Genomic DNA, 20,385 nt, shown 5'->3' with positions numbered 1-20,385 from the left:
GCACCAACGGGACCAGCCGAGGTCTGGTCCGCAAGCAAGGGGAACCGAAATGCGTCTGTTCAAACTTCTCGCCGGCTGTGCCGCCGCCATTGCCATGGGCTCGGCAGCCATGGGATCGGCGCTTGCCGATACGTTCGCTCTCGTCAACATCAACCAGCAGGCCCTGTTCTTCAACCAGATCAACGAGGGCGCGCAAAAGGCTGCCGACGCCGCTGGCGCCAAGCTGGTCATTTTCAACGCCAACAATGTGCCGAGCGCGCAGAACGACGCGATCGAGAACTACATCACGCAGAAAGTCGACGGCATCATTCTGGTCGCCATCGACGTCAACGGCGTCAAGCCGGCGATCACTGCAGCCAAGGCGGCCGGCATTCCCGTCATAGCCATCGACGCGCAGATCCCCGACGGCGACAATATTTCGTTCATCGGCGTCGACAACACCAAAGCCGGCGAGGACATCGGCAAATTCTACGCCGACTATGTGAAGACCGATATGGCCGGCAAGGCCAAGATCGGCATCGTCGGCGCACTCAATTCATTCATCCAGAACCAGCGGCTCGACGGCTTCAAGAAGGCGGTGACCGAAAGCGGCCAGGGCGTCACCTTCCTCGACACAGTCGACGGCCAGAACGTTCAGGAGACCGCGTTGAGCGCTTCGGAAAACCTGATGACGGCCAATCCGGACATGAACTCGCTCTATGCGACCGGAGAGCCGGCCTTGCTCGGCGCGGTTTCGGCGGTGACCAGCCAGGGCCGCACCGGCGACGTCAAGGTGTTCGGCTGGGACCTGACCAAGCAGGCCGTTCAGGGCATCGATGACGGCTGGGTGGTGGCGGTCGTGCAGCAGGATCCGGCCGGCGAAGGCAAGGCCGCGGTCGAAGCGCTGGGCAAGATCAAGAAGGGCGAGAAAATCGACCCGATCATCAATATCCCGGTGACGATCGTGACCAAGAAGAATGTCGACCAATATCGCGCGATGTTCAAGTAAACTGCGTCGGCGACCGAGCCGCGGCGCCGCCCGAGGCTGCGCCGCGGATCCCTTGCAATCGCGTGGAATTCCAGATGAGCAGTGGCCAGACCTATCGGGTGCGGATGAGCGGCATCTCAAAGCGCTACAACGCCATCCAGACGCTCGATGACGTGTCGCTGACGCTGAAGCCGGGCGAGGTGCTGGGGCTGGTCGGCGACAATGGCGCCGGCAAGTCGACATTGAGCAAGGTGCTGTCGGGGGCAGTGGTTCCCGACGCCGGCACCATCGAGATCGACGGCAAGCCGATGATCTTCAGCTCCCCGGCGGACGCACGTGCGGCGCGCGTCGAGATGGTCTACCAGGACCTGTCGCTGTGCGACACGGTCGATGTTGCCGGCAATCTGTTTCTTGGCCGCGAGCCGCGCCGCCGCATCGCAGGCATTTCCTTTCTCGACAAGAAGCGCATGCATGACGAGACGCGCCAGATGCTCGATCGGCTCGGCATCGTCATTGCCGACACGCGGCTCAAGGTCGAAAACCTCTCCGGCGGGCAGCGCCAGTCGATCGCGATCGGCCGCGCCGCCTCGTTCGAGCCGGCCGTGCTGATCATGGACGAGCCGACGGCAGCGCTTGCCGTGGCCGAAGTCGAGGCGGTGCTCGAACTGATCCGCGCGGTCAGTGCGCGCGGTGTCAGCGTCATCCTGATCACCCACCGGCTGCAGGATCTGTTCCTCGTCTGCGATCGCATCCAGGTCATGTATGAAGGGCGCAATGTCGCCGAGCGGCTGATCGGCGAGACCAATATCGAAGACGTGGTCAATCTGATCGTCGGCCGCAAGTTCAGTGCGCGTTCCGCCACCAATGGCTATCGCGGTGGAGCGCCGGCATGAGCGACGCGATCCACACCGCCCAGCCCTCACGAGTACGCAAGGGCACCTGGCGCGATGCGCTGCTCGCCAATGGCAGCGTCGTCTCGATCGCGCTGTTCTTTCTGGTCGTCTGCATCATCTTCTCGGTTGCGACCGACGCGTTTCTGACATCGCCCAATCTGTTGAACATCCTGCGGCAGTCGGCGCCGCTGCTGATCGTCGCCGCGGCAATGACTTTCGTCATCACCACTGGCGGCATCGATCTTTCGGTCGGCTCCGTGCTGGCGCTGGTGGCGACGCTGTCGGCGACGCTTTTGCAGTTTGGCCTGCCGTGGCCAGTCGTTATCCTCGCCATGTTGGCGCTCGGTGCCCTGCTTGGGGCGGTGCAGGGCTATTTCATTGCCTATGAGGGCATCCCGTCCTTCATCGTCACGCTTGCCGGGCTTTCGGTGATCCGTGGCGTGGCGCTGCTGATCACCGGCGGCTATTCCATCCCGATCGAGCCCGGAAGCGCTTTCACCGTGCTGGGCCGCGCCTGGTTTCTTGGCGTGCCGGTGCCGGCGCTGATCGCGCTGGCGATCCTGGCCATCGCCTATCTCGCCTTCAACGAGACGCCATTCGGCCGCTATGTCACCGGCATCGGCGCCAATGCCGAGGCGGTGCGGCGCGCCGGCGTCAACACGCGGCAGACGACGCTCTTCGTCTATGTGATTTCCGCCACCGCGGCAGCCCTTGCCGGGATCATCATTGCTGCCCGGCTTGGATCGGGATCTTCGAATGCCGGCCAGGGTTTCGAGCTGGAAGTCATCGCCGCCGTCGTGCTCGGCGGCACCAGCCTGTTCGGCGGCCGCGGAACGATCATCGGCACGGTGCTCGGCGCGCTGACCGTGGCCGTCATCGGCAACGGCCTGATCCTGGCGCATCTGTCGCCTTTCCTGACGCCGATAGTCACCGGAACGATCATCCTGATCGCCATCTGGCTGAACTTCCGCCTGTTTCGCGGCGCCGTGCGGAGCCGTTGAGCCGATGAGCGGTCTGTTCGATGACGCAGTGCCGGGCCAGCGGCTGGCGATCGGGGTCGAAACAGGCCATGTGATGACCGTGCTCGGCCCAGTTCCGGTCGACGACATGGGCATCACGCTGATGCACGAGCACATCTTGCTCGATGGCGCGCGCAGCTGGAAATGCCCCTGCCATCCCGACGACATGGCGATCGCCGAGCAGCCGGTGAACATCGAGATCATCGGCGAGTTGCGCATGAACCCTTACGTCAACCGCGACAACGTCTCGCTCGACGACGCCGACCTGGCGCTGTCTGAGCTGCAGCGCTATCGCGCGCTGGGCGGCCACACCGTCGTCGATGCCACCAATATCGGCATCGGCCGCGCCCCCGAAAAGCTCGCTCGCATCAGCCGCATGTCCGGCCTGAAGATCGTCATGGGCACCGGCTTCTATCTCGAGCACACCCATCCCGAATGGCTGAAGGCGATGGATGTGGACGCCGTGACCGAGTTCATCGTCAACGATGTCGGCGGCGGCGAGACGCAGCCGCCGATCATGGCCGGGCTGATCGGCGAGGTCGGCGTCAGCAAGGATTTCACCGCCGAGGAACGAAAGTCGCTGCGAGCTTCGGCGCGCGCCTCGCGCATAACCGGCGTGCCGCTGTCGATCCATCTGCCTGGCTGGGAGCGGCTCGCGCACGACGTGCTCGATGTCGTCGAGGCCGAGGGCGCCGATCTTCGCCACACCGTGCTCTGCCACATGAACCCGAGCCACGACGATCCCGACTACCAGAAAAGCCTCGCCCGGCGCGGCGCCTTCCTCGAATACGACATGATCGGCATGGACTATTATTATGCCGACCAGGACGCGCAATCGCCCTCTGACGAAGAGAACGCACGCGCCATCGCCGCCCTTGTCGAGGCGGGCTTCGGCGACCGCCTGCTGTTGTCGCAGGATGTGTTCCTCAAGATCATGCTGACGCGCTTCGGTGGCTTCGGCTATGGCTATATCCTGAAGCATTTCATACCGCGCCTGAAACGCCATGGCGTCGAGCAGCCGGCCATCGACCGCATGCTGATCGCCAATCCGAAAAGCGTATTCGCGCGGCTCTAAGCGGCCTGGAATTACACTGGAGTTCAAATGTCCAAGAAGAAGATCCTGCTTGCCGGCGAATCCTGGGTGTCGACCGCGACCCATATCAAGGGTTTCGACCAGTTTCCGACCGTTACCTACCACACCGGCGCAGACGAGTTGCTGGGCGCGCTGAAGGCGACCGACTTCGACGTCACGTTCATGCCGGCGCATGAGGCGCAGCGCGGCTTTCCACAGACCATGGAGGCGCTGTCGGCCTATGACGCGGTCGTGCTCTCCGACATCGGCGCCAACACGCTGCTGCTGCATCCCGACACCTGGGTCCACTCCAAGCCGACGCCGAACCGCCTGCGCCTGCTCCGCGATTACGTCAGCGGCGGCGGCGGTCTATTGATGTTCGGCGGTTACTACAGCTTCCAGGGCATCAATGGCGGCGCGCGCTACCGCAAGACCCCGGTCGAGGACGTGCTGCCGGTGAATTGCCTGGCCTACGACGACCGCGTCGAGGTTCCCGAAGGTTTTGCGCCCGTGCCAAAACCAGGGTCGAGCCATCCCATCCTCAGGGGCCTCGGCTCGGACTGGCCGATCCTGCTCGGTTTTAACGAGGTGACGCTGAAGGACGGGGCCGAGGTCCTGGCCAGTGTGTCGTCGGATTATGGCTCGCTGCCGCTGCTTGTCACCGGCCGTTACGGCAAGGGCCGCACCGTAGCCTGGACATCCGATGTCGGGCCGCATTGGCTTCCGCCGCAATTCATCGCCTGGCCAGGCTACAAGACCCTGTTCGAACAGATGCTTGGCTGGGCGACCGGTGAGAGCTGAGCCATGCATGTCCACGTCGTCGGCAATGCCTGCGTCGATACCGTGTTTCGCGTCGGCCGCTTCCCTACCGCGGGCGAGACTTTGAATGCCGTGAGCTATGCCGACGGGCTCGGCGGCAAGGGCGCCAACCAGGCGGTCGCAGCAGCACGGACTGGTGCAGAAGTGACGTTCTGGACGGCGCTCGGCAAGGACCCCGCTGGCGCGTGGATCAGGAGCCGCCTCGACGGCGAGCTGTCAGACCTTGAGGTGATCGAATTCGAGCTGCCGAGCGACCGCTCGACCATCGTCGTCGATAAAGGCGGAGAGAATTTCATTGTCAGCGGCGTCGCCTGCAGCGAGGCATTCGATCCGGTGACGCAAACAGCATTTGTCCGCTGGATCGCCCCCGGCGACATCCTCGTCTGCCAGGGAAATTTGCGGACTGCCGTGACCAATGCCTGCCTCAGAGCAGCAAAGGAAAACGGTGCGCGCACCGTTCTCAACGCCAGCCCGATCGACACGGCCTCGCTGCCCGATCTCGGCCTGGCGGAGGTTCTGATGGTCAACCAATCCGAAGCGCAAATCTTGACCGGCCGGGATGACATGACAGCAGCCGCTGGCGCGCTGGTGGCCAAAGGCGCAGGCACCGTCGTCATCACCCTCGGCGCCGCAGGCTGTCTCCTGCTTGGCCCGGGCCATGAAGAGCCGCTTCGTTTGCCGGCGCCGCGAGTCGAAGCGCTCGACACCAGCGGCGCAGGCGATGTGTTCTGCGGCTGTCTGGCCGGTGGGCTTGCCCGGGGCATGCCGGTCATCTCGGCGCTGAAGCTGGCGCTCGCCGCCGCCGCAATCGCCGTGACACGGCCGGGCACGCTGGCATCCTGTCCTTCCGCCTCCGAGATGGCGGCGCTCATCGATCAAATGGAGCTCTCATGACCCAGCTCGGCCAATCCGGCGGCGACGCGCTCGTGGACCTTTTCGGCCGCACAAAGGTGGTGATCGGCGTCGTTCATCTGGCGCCGCTGCCCGGCGCTCCGCGCTATGACGGCGAGGCTATCGAGGCGATCTACCAGCGCGGGCTTGACGACGCCAAGGCCTATCTCGACGGCGGCTGCGACGGCGTCATCGTCGAGAACCATGGCGACATCCCGTTCGCCAGGCCTGATGATATCGGCCCGGAGACGGCGGCCTACATGGCGGTGGTTTCCGACCGCATCCGCCGCGAACTCGGCAGGCCGATCGGCATCAATGTGCTGGCCAATGCCGCGATCCCGGCCCTGGCGATCGCCAGCGCAGCCGGCGCCGGCTTCGTCCGAGTCAATCAATGGGCAAATGCCTACGTCGCCAATGAGGGCTTTGTCGAAGGCGAATCGGGCCGCGCGGCACGCTACCGCGCCAGGCTGCGCGCCAACGGCATTCGCATTTTCGCCGATGCGCATGTCAAGCACGGCGCACACGCCATCGTCGCCGACCGCCCGGTGGAGGAACTGGTCAAGGACCTGGTCTTCTTCGACGCCGACGCCATCATCGCCACTGGCCAGCGCACCGGCCACGCCGCGGATTTGGGCTACATAAGCATGATCAAGCAGGCCGCCGGCCTGCCGACGCTCGTCGGCAGCGGTGTCACGCCGGACAATGCCAAGGATATCCTCGCCATTGTCGACGGGGTCATCATCGCCAGCGCGCTGAAGCACGACGGCGTCTGGTGGAACCAAGTCGACTCTGCTCGAGTAAAGGCGTTCATGGGTGGTCTGAAGCGATAGCTGGACTACCCTACCAAGGGCTTGGGGCCCAGCTTGATCAGAGACGACGGACGGGCCCAGGATACTGCGCGACCAGATCGTCGACGGTCAGCAAAGTAATGCCTTCCACAATCGATTGAGCAATCAGGATCCGATCGAAGGGTCCTTGTGGATGGGTGGAAGCCCATCCACCGCAATGGCATACTCGCCGGTGATTGGCAGCTCATGATAGGCATTGTCTATCAGGCCCCGACGTAAAAGACGCGCATCGACCCTGAAGTCGGGGCGCCCCAGACCGCGTTTAAAGGCAATCTCCCAGAGACTTGCGGCGCTGAACGTCAAGTGGTTGTCGGCATTCTCGATCTCAGCGAGGCCGGCACGCGGAAGCTTTTCGGGTTCGCCCGCCGCCCAGAGCAGAAGATGGTCTCGAGAAGAAGTTTCATGCATGGCCGCCAAACAGCTTCTCGATTTCGTCATCGGCCATGCGATCAAAATCGTCCGGAACTGAAAACCGCCCGGCCATAAACCCCACCCGACGCATTTCGCCGGCCGCAGGTGCGTCTATGGCAAGGACCTTGACCATCGGCTTGCCGGATTTGGCGATAATGAAGGATTCGCCTTTGGCCGCCCTGTCGACAAGACGAGACAGATGCGTCTTGGCCTCGTGGATATTGACGGTGCGCATTGCGGGCCTCATGACTTAGTCCATGCAACTTAGTCTACATGGGGCCCCGATTTTTTTAAGCGTGTTTCAGTCAGTGAAGGTGAAGGATGCCGGATGCGGCCGATCCTTTCGGATCGGCCGCATGGCACGACTTCAACAAAGACGCGTAATCGATTGTCTGAACTGCATGTTTGTTGGGACTGCGTCACACCTGATGTTGGCCGAACCTGTTGGTCCGGCATGCGACGTCGGAGTTCACAGGAGCGATTTTTGCCGAGCAGATGCTCTGCGTTGCGCTAGGGGCCGAAAGCGAAACGTCCGCTTTTAGGGCGCTGCGCCACGGCGGCGACGAGCCCGACACTGTACCGAAGGCGATCGACGCGACGGGCGCCAAGGGCCTTACCTGACTCTATGTTCCCTTCACGATTCTCGGTTTAGTCGGTCGGCGGGATTGAGCCGCGCTCTCGAGGGCCAGGGCCAACCGCTTCTCGTCTTCGATGGCGCGATCGACTGCCTCAATTTCCTCTTGGAGCACCTTCAGCTCGGCTCCGTAGCTGGAGCCGTCGCTGTCCCCGATCTGAAAGCCACTTGCCCGCATTGCGTCGCGAGTATGGTGCACGTTACGGACTCCTTCGCGCCGCGTCGCGACCAAGATTTCCCTAAACTCTCCAAGACGTTCAACGTGATTGCGAGCCATTGCGTTCTCCTATTTCGTCGTCATCGTCGCCGACGGCGATTCAGAACGGCTAAAACCTACGGAGATACTCTCGACAAAGCATGAGTGCGGAAGCTCAAATTTGAATGTCTTGCAATAGCGTGAAGCGCAGCAGGTGGAAATTGGCTTCGACCCGATCGATCTCAGACCAAATGCAGACACTTTCGGCCGAGCGCGTCTGCGGCTCCCCCAACGGGGCCATCCGCTCATGTAATCAGTAAAATTCGAGTGCGAGAATGGCCCGGGCCATGGACGTCCCGCCATTTCTGGTCGAGTTTGACCTGCGGCCGAGGCAGGGCAGGCTTCGGCGCGTTGGTTGTGTAAAGCATCTCAAGCAACCGCTCTCCGTCGATCAGCTCCAGATGCAGCCTTGAGTTCGTCTCTCGGGCCTTCCTCGGTAGCGCTCGCTCTACTTTCGAGAACGAGAGGCGGTGGTGACAAATATCCCCTGCCCGGCACTCGCGAAGACCTTGCTCCTACGAAGTTTCGCACCGCTTTGACGGATTCCGCATCGGTCGTGATGTTGCACTGCCCTCTGGATGACGCGGTTGTCACGCAAAGGCAGGAAACGGCGTAACGAAAGCGAACGCGAAATTTCAAACTGAGACACACAACCGGGATAGAACCGGGTAGACAGCATGCCGAAACGGAACGCAAGAACGGGTGCATAAGATGACGCCTCAGCACCTTTTTGTTAGCTAATGCTAATAAAGGCGTGTAATTGCTTCAACATGTGGCCGAAGCGGCAATCGGAAAAGGGAATGCCGCGGCGCCAAGCCCTGCCGCGGTCGTCCTTGCGGCCCTTTCGTCGTCAGGATTCTTGGTTCCCTCGAGCGCACATGATGCCCCGTCCGGATGGAGCTATCCGCCGGCCTGCTGTCACGGCGACGCCGAACATGGCGAGTGTCAGCGAATCCCAAACGGCGCGGTTCATGTTCGTCTCGGTGGCTGGGTTGTGATCCTGAGGGCCGGGGATCATCGGAAGATCACGCGGCAACAGCGATATTTCATCCCATATGGTGATGAGATTCCGTCGCAGGACGGCGACTATCATATATGCCTCCATCCGACCCAAGAGCATGAGAACTGTTTTCTTGTCCCGCCGGACTCGATATGATCCGGGAGCCAGCGCGAGCTGCGGCTGAGATGCGGATAGCGCCGCGCCCCAGTGCCGCCCGACGGCTTCGATGATGCGTGTAAGCGAAAATCCAAATTTCCCGAATCTTGCGGATCTTCGCTGGGGTGCCGCCTCAGCTCGTACCAAACATGCGCGCCACCCCGCGAAACGTCGCCTCAGTCGAGGCTGGCCGGCGACGAGAACGGCCGATTGGCGTCCACCATGAAGATGGCCAGCTCATCAAGAGCGGTTGTGCCGGCGCTGAACACCTCCATCGGCATGTCGACCCCGTGTCCGACCATGGTCGTGCCGGCTTCGGCATAGCTCACTCCGGGGGGCGTTCTTTGGCCGAGCTTGCCGCCCAGGACATAGAAGGCCTCCGGTCCCGGATGTGTATGGATCGGCGTCTTGGCACCGTCGCTCCACCGGGCCGTTGACGCGCAGCAAATACTCGCTCGCACTGATCGGCGGAACAGGCCCGATCTCGACGACCTTGGTCCCGGCAGGAGTGGTGCCATCCTTCGATCCGAGCGTGAACAGCCAGGCCTTGCAAAATCATGGTTCTGATGCGTTGTCGCAGTAATGGAAGGTGGCGAGATAGCCGGGGAGTACGCGCATGAACTCCTGTTGATGGGTCCAAGCTCTGCACTCCGCCATGGAGGTCATGGGTTTCACGTCGGGGAGCCTGATTAGCTCCCCCTGGTTGGTCAGAAGGATTGTGACAGCGATGGCGGTGAACATGGCCCGGTTATCCATCGACTTAAGGCTGGCGACACAATAACCGCCGGGGTTGGGACGGACGTCGTCTGAGGCAACCTCGTTGACATGGTCAGGACCACAGAATCTCGCGATGCGGGGATCCGGTTTTGCAGCCGTTTGCGTTGCCAAAAGAAGAGCGAGAGCGATGATGAGCTTGGTGCGATTCATGTCGTCCTCCGTTTCATCCGGTGCTGCTGGGATCGCTTGGAGGCGAAGGCCGAATGGGCTAAACTAGGAAGCGCGCCAGGAAGGTGAAATGTCCCGAACGGCCCCTGAAATTGACCTGAAATCTGCTGAAACGATCACGTTTCGCGGTTTTGCCTTCCTGACGAAAAGCAAAGAACTCCGAACCGTCGAAGGCAAAGCGGTCAATCTTCGCAGCCAGTCCGCCGAGGTGCTCTCGGTGCTCGCGGCGCGACCGGGCGAAATCGTGTCCAAGGATGCGCTGATGCAGGCGGTTTGGCCCGAGACCTTCGTGACCGACGACAGCCTCACTCAATGCATTGCCGATATTCGCCGCGCATTGAGGGACGACGCGCACGTGACCGTGGAAACCCTCCCCAAGCGAGGCTACCGGCTGAATGCCAATCCGTCGGACGCGGCGGACGCAAACGCCGCAGCCGACACGGAACGTGCCAAGACACGATTCTCGCAGCGCGGCTTCATTCTTGCTGCAATCGTTCTCGTCCCGGCAGCGATCGGCGCATACTACGGCGCGGAAATATGGCGAGCCGCTCCAGTTCCTTCGAGCGACATGCCGAGGATTGCGATCCTTCCCTTCGACGACTTCAGTACCGGCGCGGATAAGGGATATCTCAGCGATGCCGTCGCCGAGGGGATCATCACCGAGCTTTCGCGGAGCAAGACTTATGCCGTCATCGCCCGAAACTCGAGCTTCAGGTACCGCGACCAGCCGGTCGACACCAGGAAGATCGGAGATGAACTCGGCGTCGACTACCTGCTCGAAGGCAGCCAGCAGAAGGTCGGAGACCGGCTGAAAGTGACCGCCCAGTTGCTGAATGCGCATGACGGATCGCATGTCTGGGCCAACACCTACAACCGGGAGATTGGCAATTTTTTCGTCGTCCAGGAGGAAATCATCCGCACGCTTGCGGATCGGGTCGGGCAGAGAATCCAGCGCCCGCTGCCAAGGAGTGACGCCGCGCAGGTCAGCGCGCTCCGCTACTACCTGATGGGAAGGGCCGAGTTGATGGGAAGGGCCGAGATCAATTTCTCTGCCGCGGGGAACGATCTGCTAAGGCAGTTCAGCCTCAAGGCGATCGAAGCGGATCCGAACGCCCAGTTCGGCTATATCGGGATGGCCTGGTCCTATCGCAATGACGCGGTATTCTGGCACAAGCAGGAAAATAACCCCGACGAGGCGTTGAAGCGGGCCGCCGAATACGCCGACAAGGCTATTCTACTCGCTCCCGACGATTCCGAGGCGCATAACATCCGCGCCAGCATCCACACCGAAGCCGGCGAGATGGAGCAGGCCCTTGCCCGGTACGATCAGGCGATCGCCCTGAACCCCAGCGACTCGAATATCCTCGTCATGAGTGCAGGCGTGCTGCTGAACGTTGGCCGCACGGACGAAGCGATTGATCGGATCGAGCAGGCCAAGGGCATCGATCCCTTCCACCCTGACTGGTTCCACTGGCAGATGGGCTGGGCGCTCTACGAAAAGAACGATTGCGGGGCTGCGCTGACGGCGATGCGGAAAATGTCTAGAATCCCGAGCGGCGCACAGCGCATGCTTGCCGGGATCCACGCTTGTCTGGGAAACAAGCGGGAAGCAAAGGAAGCACTTGCGGTTTTCCTCAAAGACTCGCCCGGCGACTCCATCAGCAAACAACGCAGGCAATGGGAGAAAAACTACCTCGCCCCCGGGGCCCTCGATCGCTGGATCGGACACATGCGGTTCGCGGGGTTGCCGGAGTGAACGGCTGTCCGGTTGTGGCCCGGCAGAAGTCCGATTGGCCGCATAAAAACCGTTGAAGCCTTTGTGTTGTGGACGGTGGTTGCCCTCAAAGCAAGATCATCCTTCATAGGAATATTGGGTGCGGGAAAGTCGGCAATGGGGCCGACTTGCGCCATAGTGCGCTCGCACCCCAACTTCTGCGACGGGCCCGATGGCTGCCGTTCATCGGCGATGCCTCGAACTTCCGCAGATGGCGCATTTGGTCCTTATCGGCTGCCGCAGAGCCAATCGCTCTCGAGTGCAGGCACTCCAGTGGAGTCCAGACGTTGGATTGGACCCTCGACCTCTACAAAAGCACACTGAGCTTCCAGTCGGGCTACGAAGCGATCGCTTCGGCGAGAAGTCGTCGTTCTCAATCGGGCGACGGGGGGATACATCGGCGAAGACGGCATAAGGGAGATGCGCCAGACCGAGCCGACGGAATGGTCGTAGCCAAGGCCTTGGAGCGCATAGCGCCTGGCCGGGAGGCCGCCGCCAGTCAGACTTACGCAGCGCGTCGTTGAGCGAGGTGGAGACCCGAACGGGCTCGACGAGGGTCCACGGCGGTCACAATGTTGTGGTGGTGATCGCAGTAGACGCGATCCGGCGAAGTTGGCCCAGCACAAAAACGATAACCACCGGGTACTGACGGGTCTTCGCTCACCGGGAAGCGGCATTGATAGAGGCCTAGCTGAATGAGGGGGACATCTCTCGAAGTTAGTCTGATATTTTCAGGCATGATGGTTTCCTAGTTCACAGCAATTGCCGGGTGACGGCCGCAGTGCGACCCGTCAGGGGCGAGCTTCTCTCGTTTGGGAGGCTATGGATCACCATATGGTGTTGGCAGCACCGTCAATGAAGCCCGACGCCCTGCTTCTGAAGCCAATAGTTTGCGACTTAAGGCCACACCCGCAAACGCATTGGCAATCTACCATCTTGTCCCCGAGGCACCCGCCCGCCGCGGTTTGCCGGCTAATTCGTGCCGTGTTCGCTGGAGGTATCACTCCTCTCTGAATCCTGCAGTGAGGCGTGGCGAAATCCGAACTCGCCCCGTAGATGCTTGACGTGGGCTTTCAGCCCGGCCTGACCCATGATCGCCGGCCGTTTTTGCCCTTCGGCGGTGGCCCGGCGTGCTCTTGGACACGCTTCCACAGCCGTTCGCGCATCTCCTGGTTCAAGGTGATGAAAGCCGAACCGGCATATTTTCCGGTACCGGGCTTCGCCAGCAAGGCGAATGCCGCCTTGCCCGGCTCGCGCTCGACGCCCAATAGTTCGTATTCCTGGACTGTGAAGCTCTTCGTCTTTAGCCAATTCGTCGTCGGGCCGCTTCGATACGGGCTGTCGGCGCGCTTCGAGACGATGCCCTCAAGGCCCGCTTGGTCGGCAACATACGCGGCGGTAAGTGCAAAGAGGCTCGCAATCCAAACACCACGCATCACACGCTCGGGCGGTCTGCGCATTGTAAACACCGAGAACGCGTTGGCTTAAGCGCAAATCCTAGGGAACATGCTAGAATGTGCGGCTTCGCTCAACTTGAGCAAATGTCCCCAACGACATCTAGGACGCGCTGATTTCCGCTTCTTGAAAGCTTGTTATCATGATAATTTTCAGTCTCCTCGCTTAAGAATATATAGACATTTCAGTCAAACCGGCGGGGGATGGGGAGGATAGGATGAAACTGTTATCGCTTGTTGTCGTAGCTACGTTTTCACTTGCTATGTCCGCTTGGGCCGAGGATCTACCAAGTAGCGCGAAGAAAGCATCGATGGAAGAATTTAAGACTTTTGCTAATGGGAAAAAGGTAAATGTAATCATATACGACGCTGGAGCTGCCATAACTGCCACTCTTGTCTGGAACTGGAAGAAAAAACAGATCATTGGCGAAGCTTTGGTGAACAACAAAACTAAGATAAAGGTCAAAGTTCCATTGACTTTCGACGGCGACAAGGCCTGTTCACAAGACCAAGGTAAACCAGTTTGTCATCTTATCTACATTGACAACGACAAATTTTACGAGGTGCGCGACGACGGCAAAGTCCACGCGACTTCAACGTTGGTTCAATGAGACGGACCACGTCCGAATGGTTTGGTCGGCGTTTGCACGGACCCGCAAATGCCGGCCCTATTCAGTACGCTTGTCAAGTCTTACGACACCTGCACACTCGCCTCCGACTCGAGAAAACTCACCGCTGCCTTTCGCACCTTGAAGCCTGCCGATGATATGGTTTTGCCTTGGCGCACCATCGTCATCGACGAAACTTAAATAGATGTCGAATGCCCCGTCGGCGGTGATTGTTCCGGCCAACGGCACCATCGCGGAAATTTCCGTTCCATCGATAAAGATTGTCGTTGACTGTTCAGTGTAATCGCAGGCGGAATTACCTGCGCGCCGCGTCAGTGCCCACGCGCCATCAAAAGCCTTTACCTTGACCGGAGCGCAGACACGTTCTGGGATATTCTTGATTGCGCGCAACACCTCTTTCGTCGGCTCCAGGCTGGCAAGCTTCAATCCCCGCTGCTCGGCAAAGGCTTGAAGAGCTTTCCGACTTCCCGGTCCCCATTTGCCGTCTGCCTGTCCGACAAGGCAGCCGACTCGCGTTAGCTCTGTTTGCGTTGCCTTTGTCAACGCGCGCGGATCAGCCAAAGCTTGCGTCACATCTAAATCAGGATGAGCTTCTGCAACCGCCACGCCCGCGATGGAAATCGAGGGGGCTTTGCCACGATCTGTTGCTGCCTGTTCGATCTCGTCGATCTTCAAGCTGGCTAACGCCGCAAAGGCGCCGCTTGGATACTGTCTGAGATAGGCCTCAAAGAAGCGCTTGTCCGTTTTTTCCTTGATGGTCTCCCAATAGGCGACTTCTACGTCCCCTCCTTTCGCACCCGCCGTGACAGCGGTGTTTCCGGACAACGGTTGCAAAATGACGTCGCCCGTCAGCGAGGAGTTGTCCCATGGCACTTGCTTGCCGTCGGTTGCTTCAAGCACATCCCTACGGACGTTGATGAGGTCGCGGGAGATGTCCTGGCCAGGCGTACCAAGATTCTTCAGCAGCGCAGATGTGAACGGCGAGTTCCTTCCCTCGCCGTCCAGCGCAACGTTCCCGGGCTGCGTTGCAAAGGCTATGAGCGATCCAACGCCCGTGCCTAGCTTTGCCAAGCCCCGACCGACCGTCCCTGATCGCGTACCCATCGAGCGCCCAAGGTTCTGTGAGAAAGGACTGTCCCGGCAAGCATCCAAAAATACCAGGTTGACCTTCGTGGTTCGCTCCATGGCCGACAAGACGAGGTCCATGGGCACGGCTTCGAAGTCGAGGTCGTTATATGTGGATAGCCGCGCATCAACGGGAGCCATGTAGTTGGTGCCGTTCACCTGGACGCCATGGCCGGCATAGAAGAGAAGCGCCATGTCGGCACCATCCAGCTTGCCGATGAAATCTCGAACCGTGCCGCGCATCCCGCTCAGATCGAGGTCCTCGCCTGCAACCACCTCAAAGCCCAACGCCTGCAGTTTTGCGGTCATATCCACCGCATCATTTTTTGGATTGGAAAGTGGAACCGCGTATCTATAGGCAGAATTACCGATGACCAGCGCGACGCGCCGTTCTGCCCACGCTTGGGCGCTCAGCGAAACTAGAAGAAGCGCAATGGCGAAGCGAAGCGCCATCATGGCTGTATATCCTTAGTCTCGGCTCATTCAGCGGGTTCACCAGTCGATAGACTGGACAAAACCGGAGCAATCTTGCGAGACTGAGCCCGGTGCTTCGCAGTGTCAAGTCCAACGGATAGTCGGTAGTGGATCAGTTTGAAATCTGACGCTGCGCTTTTTACCGGGCGCCGTTCTTCCTCAGCTCTGGGCATATTTGTCAGTTCTTCGGCATTTGGGGTGGCACAAGTTGAACGTATGGCGTCGTCGGTTCCTTATCAGGGCGAATGCGGCTGGGGGCCGGCTTCCCGTGTTTGCCGAGCGACCTAATGTATTGATAGAGCGATTGCATATCGCTCTCCTCCATCGCTCGAAGATTGTACCAAGGCATCGGTGGAGACGTTCTAATGCGCTTCAGCATCCCTACGAATCCACGCTCGCTCATTACCGAAGCATCTATCCGAAGATTGGTCGCATAGGTCGTGCCCCAAGGACCGCGCCAACCGACCGAGTTGCCCATTAAAGCCTTTCAGGATCAATCTTGCCTTCTGTTTCGCTGTAGCCTTCGGTATGGCAATCGTGACACCCGCCGATGATTGATACCTGCAACCCTCGTTCGACCGATACTTCGCCTTGAGCGAAGGCTGCAATTGGCATCGTGAGACCGGTTAATAGGAAAAACAGGCTTGTGACACGCATCCTTCCCTCCCATGCGTTCCGCTAAGCATATATGAGCCAACGTCCGAAGGCGACGGCCGCGTCGAGGCCCTCAAATTTCAAACTGACCCACTACCGGACAGTCCAACGGACTTAGCGAAGGGCCTACCGCTAGCCCTCACTTCGCCGGCGGTCTATGCTGTGTAAACTCACGCCGATAGACACCGAAACGGATTGCACGCAGCTTGGCCGTCTTCACGCCGATCGGAAAGGTTCAAAAAGGGCGCCTTCTCGCATCGCTCGGATTCTTTTTCATTCTGGGAGCCTGCATTGCCACATTCTCTCCCTCGGGCGAGAAACTGCTGCGCGACGTCTTGATGACGACCATCTCGCCCTTCGTTGCGCCCCCGACAGACATCGTGATCGTGACGATCACAGAGCAGACCTTGGAAAGATTTCCCTATAGATCGCCGCTGGATCGGGGTGCCTTGGCCGACCTCGTGCAGAGAATCGATAAAGCTCATCCGAGAACAATAGGCATTGACTTGCTTTTCGATCAGCCAACCGAGGCGGAGAAGGATCGGCGCCTGGCTGAGGTTATCGAGGCGGCCGAAAGTCCCGTAATTGTCGCATCTGCATCACACGAGGACGACCTTACCGACAAGCAACTGTCGTACCTTAGTCGCTTCGCGCCAAGCGCCATCCGCGGACTGGCGGCCCTGTCTCATGATAGGGTCGACGGGGTTGTGCGGGAAGAATTTCCAGGGCGCCTGGTGAATGGCAACTGGCAACCTAGCTTTGCATCAGCGCTCGCGCAGACCGCCGGCATATCGGCATCGCAGGCTGCGGAGAAGATGGTCTACTATCGGGCTACAGGCATTCATCCGGCACGATTTACAATATATCCGGCGCACGCCGCCGCTTTCGCGCCCCCGGCCTGGTTCGCCGGGAAGTTCGTTTTGATCGGCGTTGACCTCCCGCTGCAGGATCGTCATGCAACCCCCTTTGCCGTGCTGAACGGCTCTGTTGCCGGAGCGCTGCCGGGTGTCGTTATTCATGCCAATGCGCTGGCGAGATTGATCAAGGGCGACAAAATCATTACGCCAGAGGCGGTGGCGGCGTTTGCGCCCTTCGTTCTCGCGACGGCGCTCTGCATCTGGGTCGCTTGGCTCCGCATATCAGTGTTGGTGAAACCTGTGGTCATCATCGGCGCAGTCGTTTCGGTTTTGATCTTAGAAGCAACCGCGTTTGCCAAGGCCGGAATTCTGTTACCTATGGTCGCGCCGTCGATGCTGCTGCTAGGGCTCTCCGGATTCGTCGCAATTCTGGCATGGCACCGGGACTCGAAAGAAAGGCGTTTCGTCCAGAACGCGTTCTCTCAGTATCTCAGCCCGGCAGTCGTGGCAGAGCTAGTCAGCAAGCCGGCGTCACTGCGCCTCGGCGGATCCGAACGCTTGATAACGTGCGTGTTCACCGACCTTGAGGGATTCACCAGTTTGGGCGAACGGACGGAACCAGAGGTATTTGCTACGGTTCTGAATGAATACCTCGAGGCGGTTTGTGGTCTCTTCATTGAACATGGCGCCACGATAGACAAACTAATAGGCGATGCAGTCATTGGTTTTTTTGGCGCACCGGGTGTGCAGGAGGACCAAGCCGAAAGGGCCCTAAAACTAACGCTTGCTACCGTCGCGATGTCTCGAAGATTTCGGACAGATCTAAAGTCTAGAGGCCATGACGTTGGCGTCACTCGTATCGGCGTCCATCGAGGACCTGCAGTTGTCGGAAATTTTGGGGGCAATCGATTCTTCAACTACACGGCCATGGGCGATACGGTGAACACCGCTGCCAGGCTCGAAGGCGCGAACAAGTTTCTAGGTACCGTGAACTGCATCAGCGAGGAGGTGGCGAACTCTTCCGATGACTACCTGCTTCGGCCGTCCGGTGTGTTGTGTCTGAAAGGCAAGACTGAGTGGATCTCAGCCTTCGAGTTGCTGGAAGACGGGCGTATGAATCGCGAGATGGTGGAGGCTTACTCGCAAGCTTACTTGCTGATGTCCGCGCGCGACAAGACTGCCGCTGCTGCCTTTGCATCGCTGGCCATTCAATATCCCAACGATGGCCTCGTTGCTTATCACCTTGGGAGACTGAAGCAGGGTGAGGCTGGCGATAGGATCTATCTTGAAGGCAAGTAAAACAAGCGTATGGTTGAACGTGCGTCATGTATCGGCAACCCAAAATCATTTTCCTACTGGCTGCGGCCATCGCAGCAGTTGGTTCCTGCTCGAGCGCTCTTGCGGCCAGCGAGTATGTCGTTGTCGCTGTCGATCCTCCCGCGGACAGCCCTCAGCTCGGCAAACTGTTCAGACTGGGCGACCTCGTGCATATCGAGGGTGGATCGACTGTCACTTTGATGGGTGACGATGGCTCGGTCACTGCGTTGCCGGGACCCGCGGATATTGTGGTGACCGACGACGCATCGGATTCTGGATCAACGTCTAACGGGGCGGCAGGCGCTTCTTCGAGTTTGACTGCGATTTCGGATCTATTGGGGAATGCCACTGGTCAGCTCCAAACCATAGGTGGATCTCGTGGCGTTTCCGACACGACGGCCGCCACCTTGGAACCTTGGATGGTGCCGGTCGAAAATGGTCTGACAGGCTGCGTTTATGACCTCAAACTGGAGCTTTGGCGCCCACCGGGGCACAGGGCGGATGTTTCGGTTGCCTATAATGAAGAGTCGCTGGCGACAAGCTTGGTCTGGGACAAGGATACCCCAATTTTGGCAATTCCCGGAAACGTGCCACCGGATCTTCGATCCGTTGGGTTGGTGATCGACCATAAGTCATTTCGAATGCCTATCGTGCATTTGCCCACCGGCTTCAGCCCGTCGGATCATGTGGGACTGTATGCCTGGATGATAGGAAGCGGTTGTCTTCTTCAGGCATCCGCCCTGATCCGGAACTTGGCTAACCGATAGACCACCAGGGGTGGTCACTTCACGGCACACTGGAAGCGGTAGAGGCGCGCCTTCGCGTCAACCACCGCCATATCGAGCCAACTTCTCGATGGCGCGCTAAGGAAAGCGATCGCCTTGTGCCCAGCGGGTACGCCGACTGAAAGTTTGCGGCGCACGAATTTAACGCTTTCGTTGACGTAGACTTGGACGGTTGCCGAATAGCGGCTGAAGTAGATATGCACGTGGCAAAACGTCGTGCTCTGTTGCGAGGCTATGCTGGATCAGGGGGTCCGTCCAGAAGAGTTCTTCCTGCAGAACCGGCGATCTCGAGATGCCACCGACCCTCCGCATGCCCCCTCGGAACGCTGGAAGAGGGATGGTGCGTCGCACAAAAATATTGCAATGCACTATAAATGCCGTAACGTCAGTTTCGTAAATGAACGAGACGGCTTTTGTGAAAGGCCGTCCACCGGAAAGGATGGAAACTATGGCCAAGACTGCTGACACCGTTGAAAATACCGCATTCCCCACCTTCGACGCGTCGAAGGCTGCCGACCAGGTCCGCGCTGTCGCCGAAAAGGGCGTCGAGCAGTCGAAAGAAGCCTATGCGAAATTTGCGTCAGGCACCGAGACGACCCAGAAGGCTCTGCAGTCGAGCTTCGAAACCGCCAAGACCGTCGGCAACGAGTTGTCGCTGAAGACAATTGCTGCTCTGCGCGCCAATGCCGAAGCCGGCTTCTCGCACCTCGAAGCCCTGGTTGCCGTGAAGTCGCCGTCCGAGTTCATCGAACTGCAGACTGCCTTCTTGCGCACGCAGCTCGAAAAGACCGTCGAGCAGGCCAAGGAATTTCAGGCCGTGACGACCAGGGCTGCCGAAGATGTATCAAGGCCGATCAAGGATGTCGTTGAAAAGGCGATGAAAGATCTGAAAGTCGCCTAATTGAGTCTAAGCGATCGGAAATAACCGCGAAACAACACCTTCTCCAGCCGGTCTTTTTCCTTTTGGCTGGATGCTCTTTGGTGCCTACGTTGCCATGGCGGTGCGGGCATGGCTCTCTCGGCTGCGATCATCCGCACAATCTGACGGCGGCGAGCGACGAGCCCGGCCAGGGCCTCGGCTTCGGTGCCGCGCAACGGGCACTTGCCGCTTGCTCGACCCAACGAAGGCAGCGTTACGGCAGCATCGGTGGTGTCGGTCCTGGCCCGCTTGCCGAGCGCATTGGCGTAGGCTGTCACCTGCCCCGGATTGACCACGACAACCGCCAGGCTAGACTAGCACCCTGTCAAAAGCGGCAACGGCTAAGCGCGATATCCTGCCCCATTCTTGGCACGTCGAGCCTTGACATTCGCCTGCGGCAAATTCAGCTGGGCCTTCGTTGCACGGATGGCGGTGCGACGCGGCCTTTCATCTGTGAGCGGCAGCGCGGACGCCGTCAAACGGCAG

General features: G+C 59.8%; 21 protein-coding genes and 2 pseudogenes. 13 read left to right on the top strand and 10 right to left on the bottom strand.

Annotated features, from left to right (window positions below):
- Positions 1 to 49 precede the first annotated feature (49 nt).
- From NKH33_RS21290 to NKH33_RS21260, 7 genes are all read left to right on the top strand, one after another.
- Positions 50 to 988, top strand: coding sequence for an ABC transporter substrate-binding protein (locus NKH33_RS21290; protein WP_352542622.1), 939 nt, complete (start codon positions 50 to 52; stop codon positions 986 to 988).
- Between the two features lie 74 nt (positions 989 to 1,062).
- Positions 1,063 to 1,860, top strand: coding sequence for an ATP-binding cassette domain-containing protein (locus NKH33_RS21285; RefSeq protein WP_352775819.1), 798 nt, complete (start codon positions 1,063 to 1,065; stop codon positions 1,858 to 1,860).
- Positions 1,857 to 2,861, top strand: coding sequence for an ABC transporter permease (locus tag NKH33_RS21280; RefSeq protein WP_352795809.1), 1,005 nt, complete (start codon positions 1,857 to 1,859; stop codon positions 2,859 to 2,861). The genes NKH33_RS21285 and NKH33_RS21280 overlap by 4 nt, the downstream gene beginning before the upstream one ends.
- Before the next feature lie 4 nt (positions 2,862 to 2,865).
- Positions 2,866 to 3,954, top strand: a complete 1,089-nt coding sequence (locus tag NKH33_RS21275) for a phosphotriesterase family protein (protein WP_352819447.1) — start codon at positions 2,866 to 2,868, stop codon at positions 3,952 to 3,954.
- Between the two features lie 27 nt (positions 3,955 to 3,981).
- Complete coding sequence (locus tag NKH33_RS21270; RefSeq protein WP_352685652.1) at positions 3,982 to 4,752, top strand: glutamine amidotransferase; 771 nt, start codon at positions 3,982 to 3,984, stop codon at positions 4,750 to 4,752.
- Between the two features lie 3 nt (positions 4,753 to 4,755).
- A complete protein-coding gene (locus NKH33_RS21265; RefSeq protein ID WP_352921304.1) occupies positions 4,756 to 5,664 on the top strand; it encodes a ribokinase in 909 nt (302 codons plus the stop codon).
- Entirely contained in the window at positions 5,661 to 6,491 is an 831-nt protein-coding gene (locus NKH33_RS21260; protein ID WP_352819443.1) for a BtpA/SgcQ family protein, read from the top strand. The genes NKH33_RS21265 and NKH33_RS21260 overlap by 4 nt, the downstream gene beginning before the upstream one ends.
- A 37-nt stretch (positions 6,492 to 6,528) precedes the next feature.
- Here NKH33_RS21260 and NKH33_RS21255 read toward each other — a convergent pair.
- Both NKH33_RS21255 and NKH33_RS21250 read right to left on the bottom strand, forming a co-directional pair.
- Positions 6,529 to 6,913: pseudogene (locus NKH33_RS21255) on the bottom strand (type II toxin-antitoxin system VapC family toxin).
- Positions 6,910 to 7,155 carry a type II toxin-antitoxin system Phd/YefM family antitoxin gene (locus tag NKH33_RS21250; RefSeq protein WP_352921302.1) on the bottom strand — a complete coding sequence of 82 codons (246 nt, stop codon included), beginning with the start codon at positions 7,153 to 7,155 and terminating at the stop codon, positions 6,910 to 6,912. Before NKH33_RS21250 ends, NKH33_RS21255 begins: the two are co-directional and overlap by 4 nt.
- Before the next feature lie 209 nt (positions 7,156 to 7,364).
- Here NKH33_RS21250 and NKH33_RS21245 point away from each other — a divergent pair, with 209 nt between their 5' ends.
- Positions 7,365 to 7,541 (top strand): hypothetical protein, encoded by a 177-nt coding sequence (locus tag NKH33_RS21245; protein WP_352819439.1) that lies wholly within the window; start codon positions 7,365 to 7,367, stop codon positions 7,539 to 7,541.
- 2 nt (positions 7,542 to 7,543) lie between these two features.
- Here the strand turns inward: NKH33_RS21245 and NKH33_RS21240 are convergent, their stop codons facing one another.
- From NKH33_RS21240 to NKH33_RS21230, 3 genes are all read right to left on the bottom strand, one after another.
- Positions 7,544 to 7,831 carry a hypothetical protein gene (locus NKH33_RS21240; RefSeq protein WP_023679221.1) on the bottom strand — a complete coding sequence of 96 codons (288 nt, stop codon included), beginning with the start codon at positions 7,829 to 7,831 and terminating at the stop codon, positions 7,544 to 7,546.
- Positions 7,832 to 9,142: 1,311 nt separating this feature from the next.
- Positions 9,143 to 9,295 (bottom strand): hypothetical protein, encoded by a 153-nt coding sequence (locus NKH33_RS21235; protein WP_352819437.1) that lies wholly within the window; start codon positions 9,293 to 9,295, stop codon positions 9,143 to 9,145.
- Positions 9,296 to 9,521: 226 nt separating this feature from the next.
- Positions 9,522 to 9,893, bottom strand: a complete 372-nt coding sequence (locus NKH33_RS21230) for a hypothetical protein (RefSeq protein WP_352820694.1) — start codon at positions 9,891 to 9,893, stop codon at positions 9,522 to 9,524.
- Between the two features lie 88 nt (positions 9,894 to 9,981).
- Here NKH33_RS21230 and NKH33_RS21225 point away from each other — a divergent pair, with 88 nt between their 5' ends.
- A complete protein-coding gene (locus NKH33_RS21225; protein ID WP_352819434.1) occupies positions 9,982 to 11,667 on the top strand; it encodes a winged helix-turn-helix domain-containing tetratricopeptide repeat protein in 1,686 nt (561 codons plus the stop codon).
- Positions 11,668 to 12,758: 1,091 nt separating this feature from the next.
- Here NKH33_RS21225 and NKH33_RS21215 read toward each other — a convergent pair.
- On the bottom strand, positions 12,759 to 13,145 hold the full coding sequence (locus NKH33_RS21215; RefSeq protein WP_352921299.1) for a hypothetical protein: 387 nt from the start codon (positions 13,143 to 13,145) through the stop codon (positions 12,759 to 12,761).
- A gap of 212 nt (positions 13,146 to 13,357) precedes the next feature.
- Between NKH33_RS21215 and NKH33_RS21210 the strand changes: the two genes are divergently transcribed.
- Positions 13,358 to 13,750, top strand: a complete 393-nt coding sequence (locus NKH33_RS21210) for a hypothetical protein (RefSeq protein ID WP_352503416.1) — start codon at positions 13,358 to 13,360, stop codon at positions 13,748 to 13,750.
- A 57-nt stretch (positions 13,751 to 13,807) separates the two neighbouring features.
- Here the strand turns inward: NKH33_RS21210 and NKH33_RS21205 are convergent, their stop codons facing one another.
- Together NKH33_RS21205 and NKH33_RS21200 are read right to left on the bottom strand one after the other, a co-directional pair.
- Entirely contained in the window at positions 13,808 to 15,349 is a 1,542-nt protein-coding gene (locus NKH33_RS21205) for a caspase family protein (RefSeq protein WP_352819430.1), read from the bottom strand.
- A gap of 495 nt (positions 15,350 to 15,844) precedes the next feature.
- Positions 15,845 to 16,024, bottom strand: coding sequence for a hypothetical protein (locus NKH33_RS21200; RefSeq protein ID WP_352541904.1), 180 nt, complete (start codon positions 16,022 to 16,024; stop codon positions 15,845 to 15,847).
- Between the two features lie 203 nt (positions 16,025 to 16,227).
- On the opposite strand from NKH33_RS21200, the gene NKH33_RS21195 reads away from it, so the two are divergent.
- Positions 16,228 to 18,177 carry a CHASE2 domain-containing protein gene (locus NKH33_RS21195; RefSeq protein WP_352921296.1) on the top strand — a complete coding sequence of 650 codons (1,950 nt, stop codon included), beginning with the start codon at positions 16,228 to 16,230 and terminating at the stop codon, positions 18,175 to 18,177.
- Between the two features lie 26 nt (positions 18,178 to 18,203).
- The gene (locus NKH33_RS21190) at positions 18,204 to 18,962 is read left to right on the top strand and encodes a hypothetical protein (RefSeq protein ID WP_352921294.1); all 759 of its coding nucleotides are present in this window, start codon (positions 18,204 to 18,206) and stop codon (positions 18,960 to 18,962) included.
- Between the two features lie 14 nt (positions 18,963 to 18,976).
- Here the strand turns inward: NKH33_RS21190 and NKH33_RS21185 are convergent, their stop codons facing one another.
- The gene (locus NKH33_RS21185; RefSeq protein WP_352921292.1) at positions 18,977 to 19,183 is read right to left on the bottom strand and encodes a hypothetical protein; all 207 of its coding nucleotides are present in this window, start codon (positions 19,181 to 19,183) and stop codon (positions 18,977 to 18,979) included.
- A 236-nt stretch (positions 19,184 to 19,419) separates the two neighbouring features.
- On the opposite strand from NKH33_RS21185, the gene NKH33_RS21180 reads away from it, so the two are divergent.
- Positions 19,420 to 19,881, top strand: coding sequence for a phasin (locus NKH33_RS21180; RefSeq protein ID WP_352503409.1), 462 nt, complete (start codon positions 19,420 to 19,422; stop codon positions 19,879 to 19,881).
- Between the two features lie 116 nt (positions 19,882 to 19,997).
- Here NKH33_RS21180 and NKH33_RS33255 read toward each other — a convergent pair.
- A pseudogene (locus tag NKH33_RS33255) lies at positions 19,998 to 20,213 on the bottom strand (IS110 family transposase); the annotation flags it as partial.
- Between the last annotated feature and the right edge of the window lie 172 nt (positions 20,214 to 20,385).

It is taken from the genome of Mesorhizobium sp. M1182 (assembly GCF_040318335.1).
Taxonomy (GTDB): Bacteria; Pseudomonadota; Alphaproteobacteria; order Rhizobiales; family Rhizobiaceae; genus Mesorhizobium.
The sequence above is the reverse complement of the archived record's forward strand: the minus strand, read 5'-3'. Positions and strand labels throughout refer to the sequence as shown.

What these genes read in the sequence shown, in the direction of transcription:
- NKH33_RS21260 (WP_352819443.1), top strand. Translation starts at nt 5,661, where the DNA reads ATGACCCAGCTCGGCCAATCCGGCGGCGACGCGCTCGTGGACCTTTTC.
- NKH33_RS21225 (WP_352819434.1), top strand. Translation starts at nt 9,982, where the DNA reads ATGTCCCGAACGGCCCCTGAAATTGACCTGAAATCTGCTGAAACGATC.
- NKH33_RS21205 (WP_352819430.1), bottom strand. Translation starts at nt 15,349, where the DNA reads ATGATGGCGCTTCGCTTCGCCATTGCGCTTCTTCTAGTTTCGCTGAGC.
- NKH33_RS21275 (WP_352819447.1), top strand. Translation starts at nt 2,866, where the DNA reads ATGAGCGGTCTGTTCGATGACGCAGTGCCGGGCCAGCGGCTGGCGATC.
- NKH33_RS21200 (WP_352541904.1), bottom strand. Translation starts at nt 16,024, where the DNA reads ATGCGTGTCACAAGCCTGTTTTTCCTATTAACCGGTCTCACGATGCCA.
- NKH33_RS21190 (WP_352921294.1), top strand. Translation starts at nt 18,204, where the DNA reads ATGTATCGGCAACCCAAAATCATTTTCCTACTGGCTGCGGCCATCGCA.
- NKH33_RS21240 (WP_023679221.1), bottom strand. Translation starts at nt 7,831, where the DNA reads ATGGCTCGCAATCACGTTGAACGTCTTGGAGAGTTTAGGGAAATCTTG.
- NKH33_RS21180 (WP_352503409.1), top strand. Translation starts at nt 19,420, where the DNA reads ATGGAAACTATGGCCAAGACTGCTGACACCGTTGAAAATACCGCATTC.
- NKH33_RS21230 (WP_352820694.1), bottom strand. Translation starts at nt 9,893, where the DNA reads ATGAATCGCACCAAGCTCATCATCGCTCTCGCTCTTCTTTTGGCAACG.
- NKH33_RS21285 (WP_352775819.1), top strand. Translation starts at nt 1,063, where the DNA reads ATGAGCAGTGGCCAGACCTATCGGGTGCGGATGAGCGGCATCTCAAAG.
- NKH33_RS21210 (WP_352503416.1), top strand. Translation starts at nt 13,358, where the DNA reads ATGAAACTGTTATCGCTTGTTGTCGTAGCTACGTTTTCACTTGCTATG.
- NKH33_RS21265 (WP_352921304.1), top strand. Translation starts at nt 4,756, where the DNA reads ATGCATGTCCACGTCGTCGGCAATGCCTGCGTCGATACCGTGTTTCGC.
- NKH33_RS21290 (WP_352542622.1), top strand. Translation starts at nt 50, where the DNA reads ATGCGTCTGTTCAAACTTCTCGCCGGCTGTGCCGCCGCCATTGCCATG.
- NKH33_RS21270 (WP_352685652.1), top strand. Translation starts at nt 3,982, where the DNA reads ATGTCCAAGAAGAAGATCCTGCTTGCCGGCGAATCCTGGGTGTCGACC.
- NKH33_RS21280 (WP_352795809.1), top strand. Translation starts at nt 1,857, where the DNA reads ATGAGCGACGCGATCCACACCGCCCAGCCCTCACGAGTACGCAAGGGC.
- NKH33_RS21250 (WP_352921302.1), bottom strand. Translation starts at nt 7,155, where the DNA reads ATGCGCACCGTCAATATCCACGAGGCCAAGACGCATCTGTCTCGTCTT.
- NKH33_RS21215 (WP_352921299.1), bottom strand. Translation starts at nt 13,145, where the DNA reads ATGCGCAGACCGCCCGAGCGTGTGATGCGTGGTGTTTGGATTGCGAGC.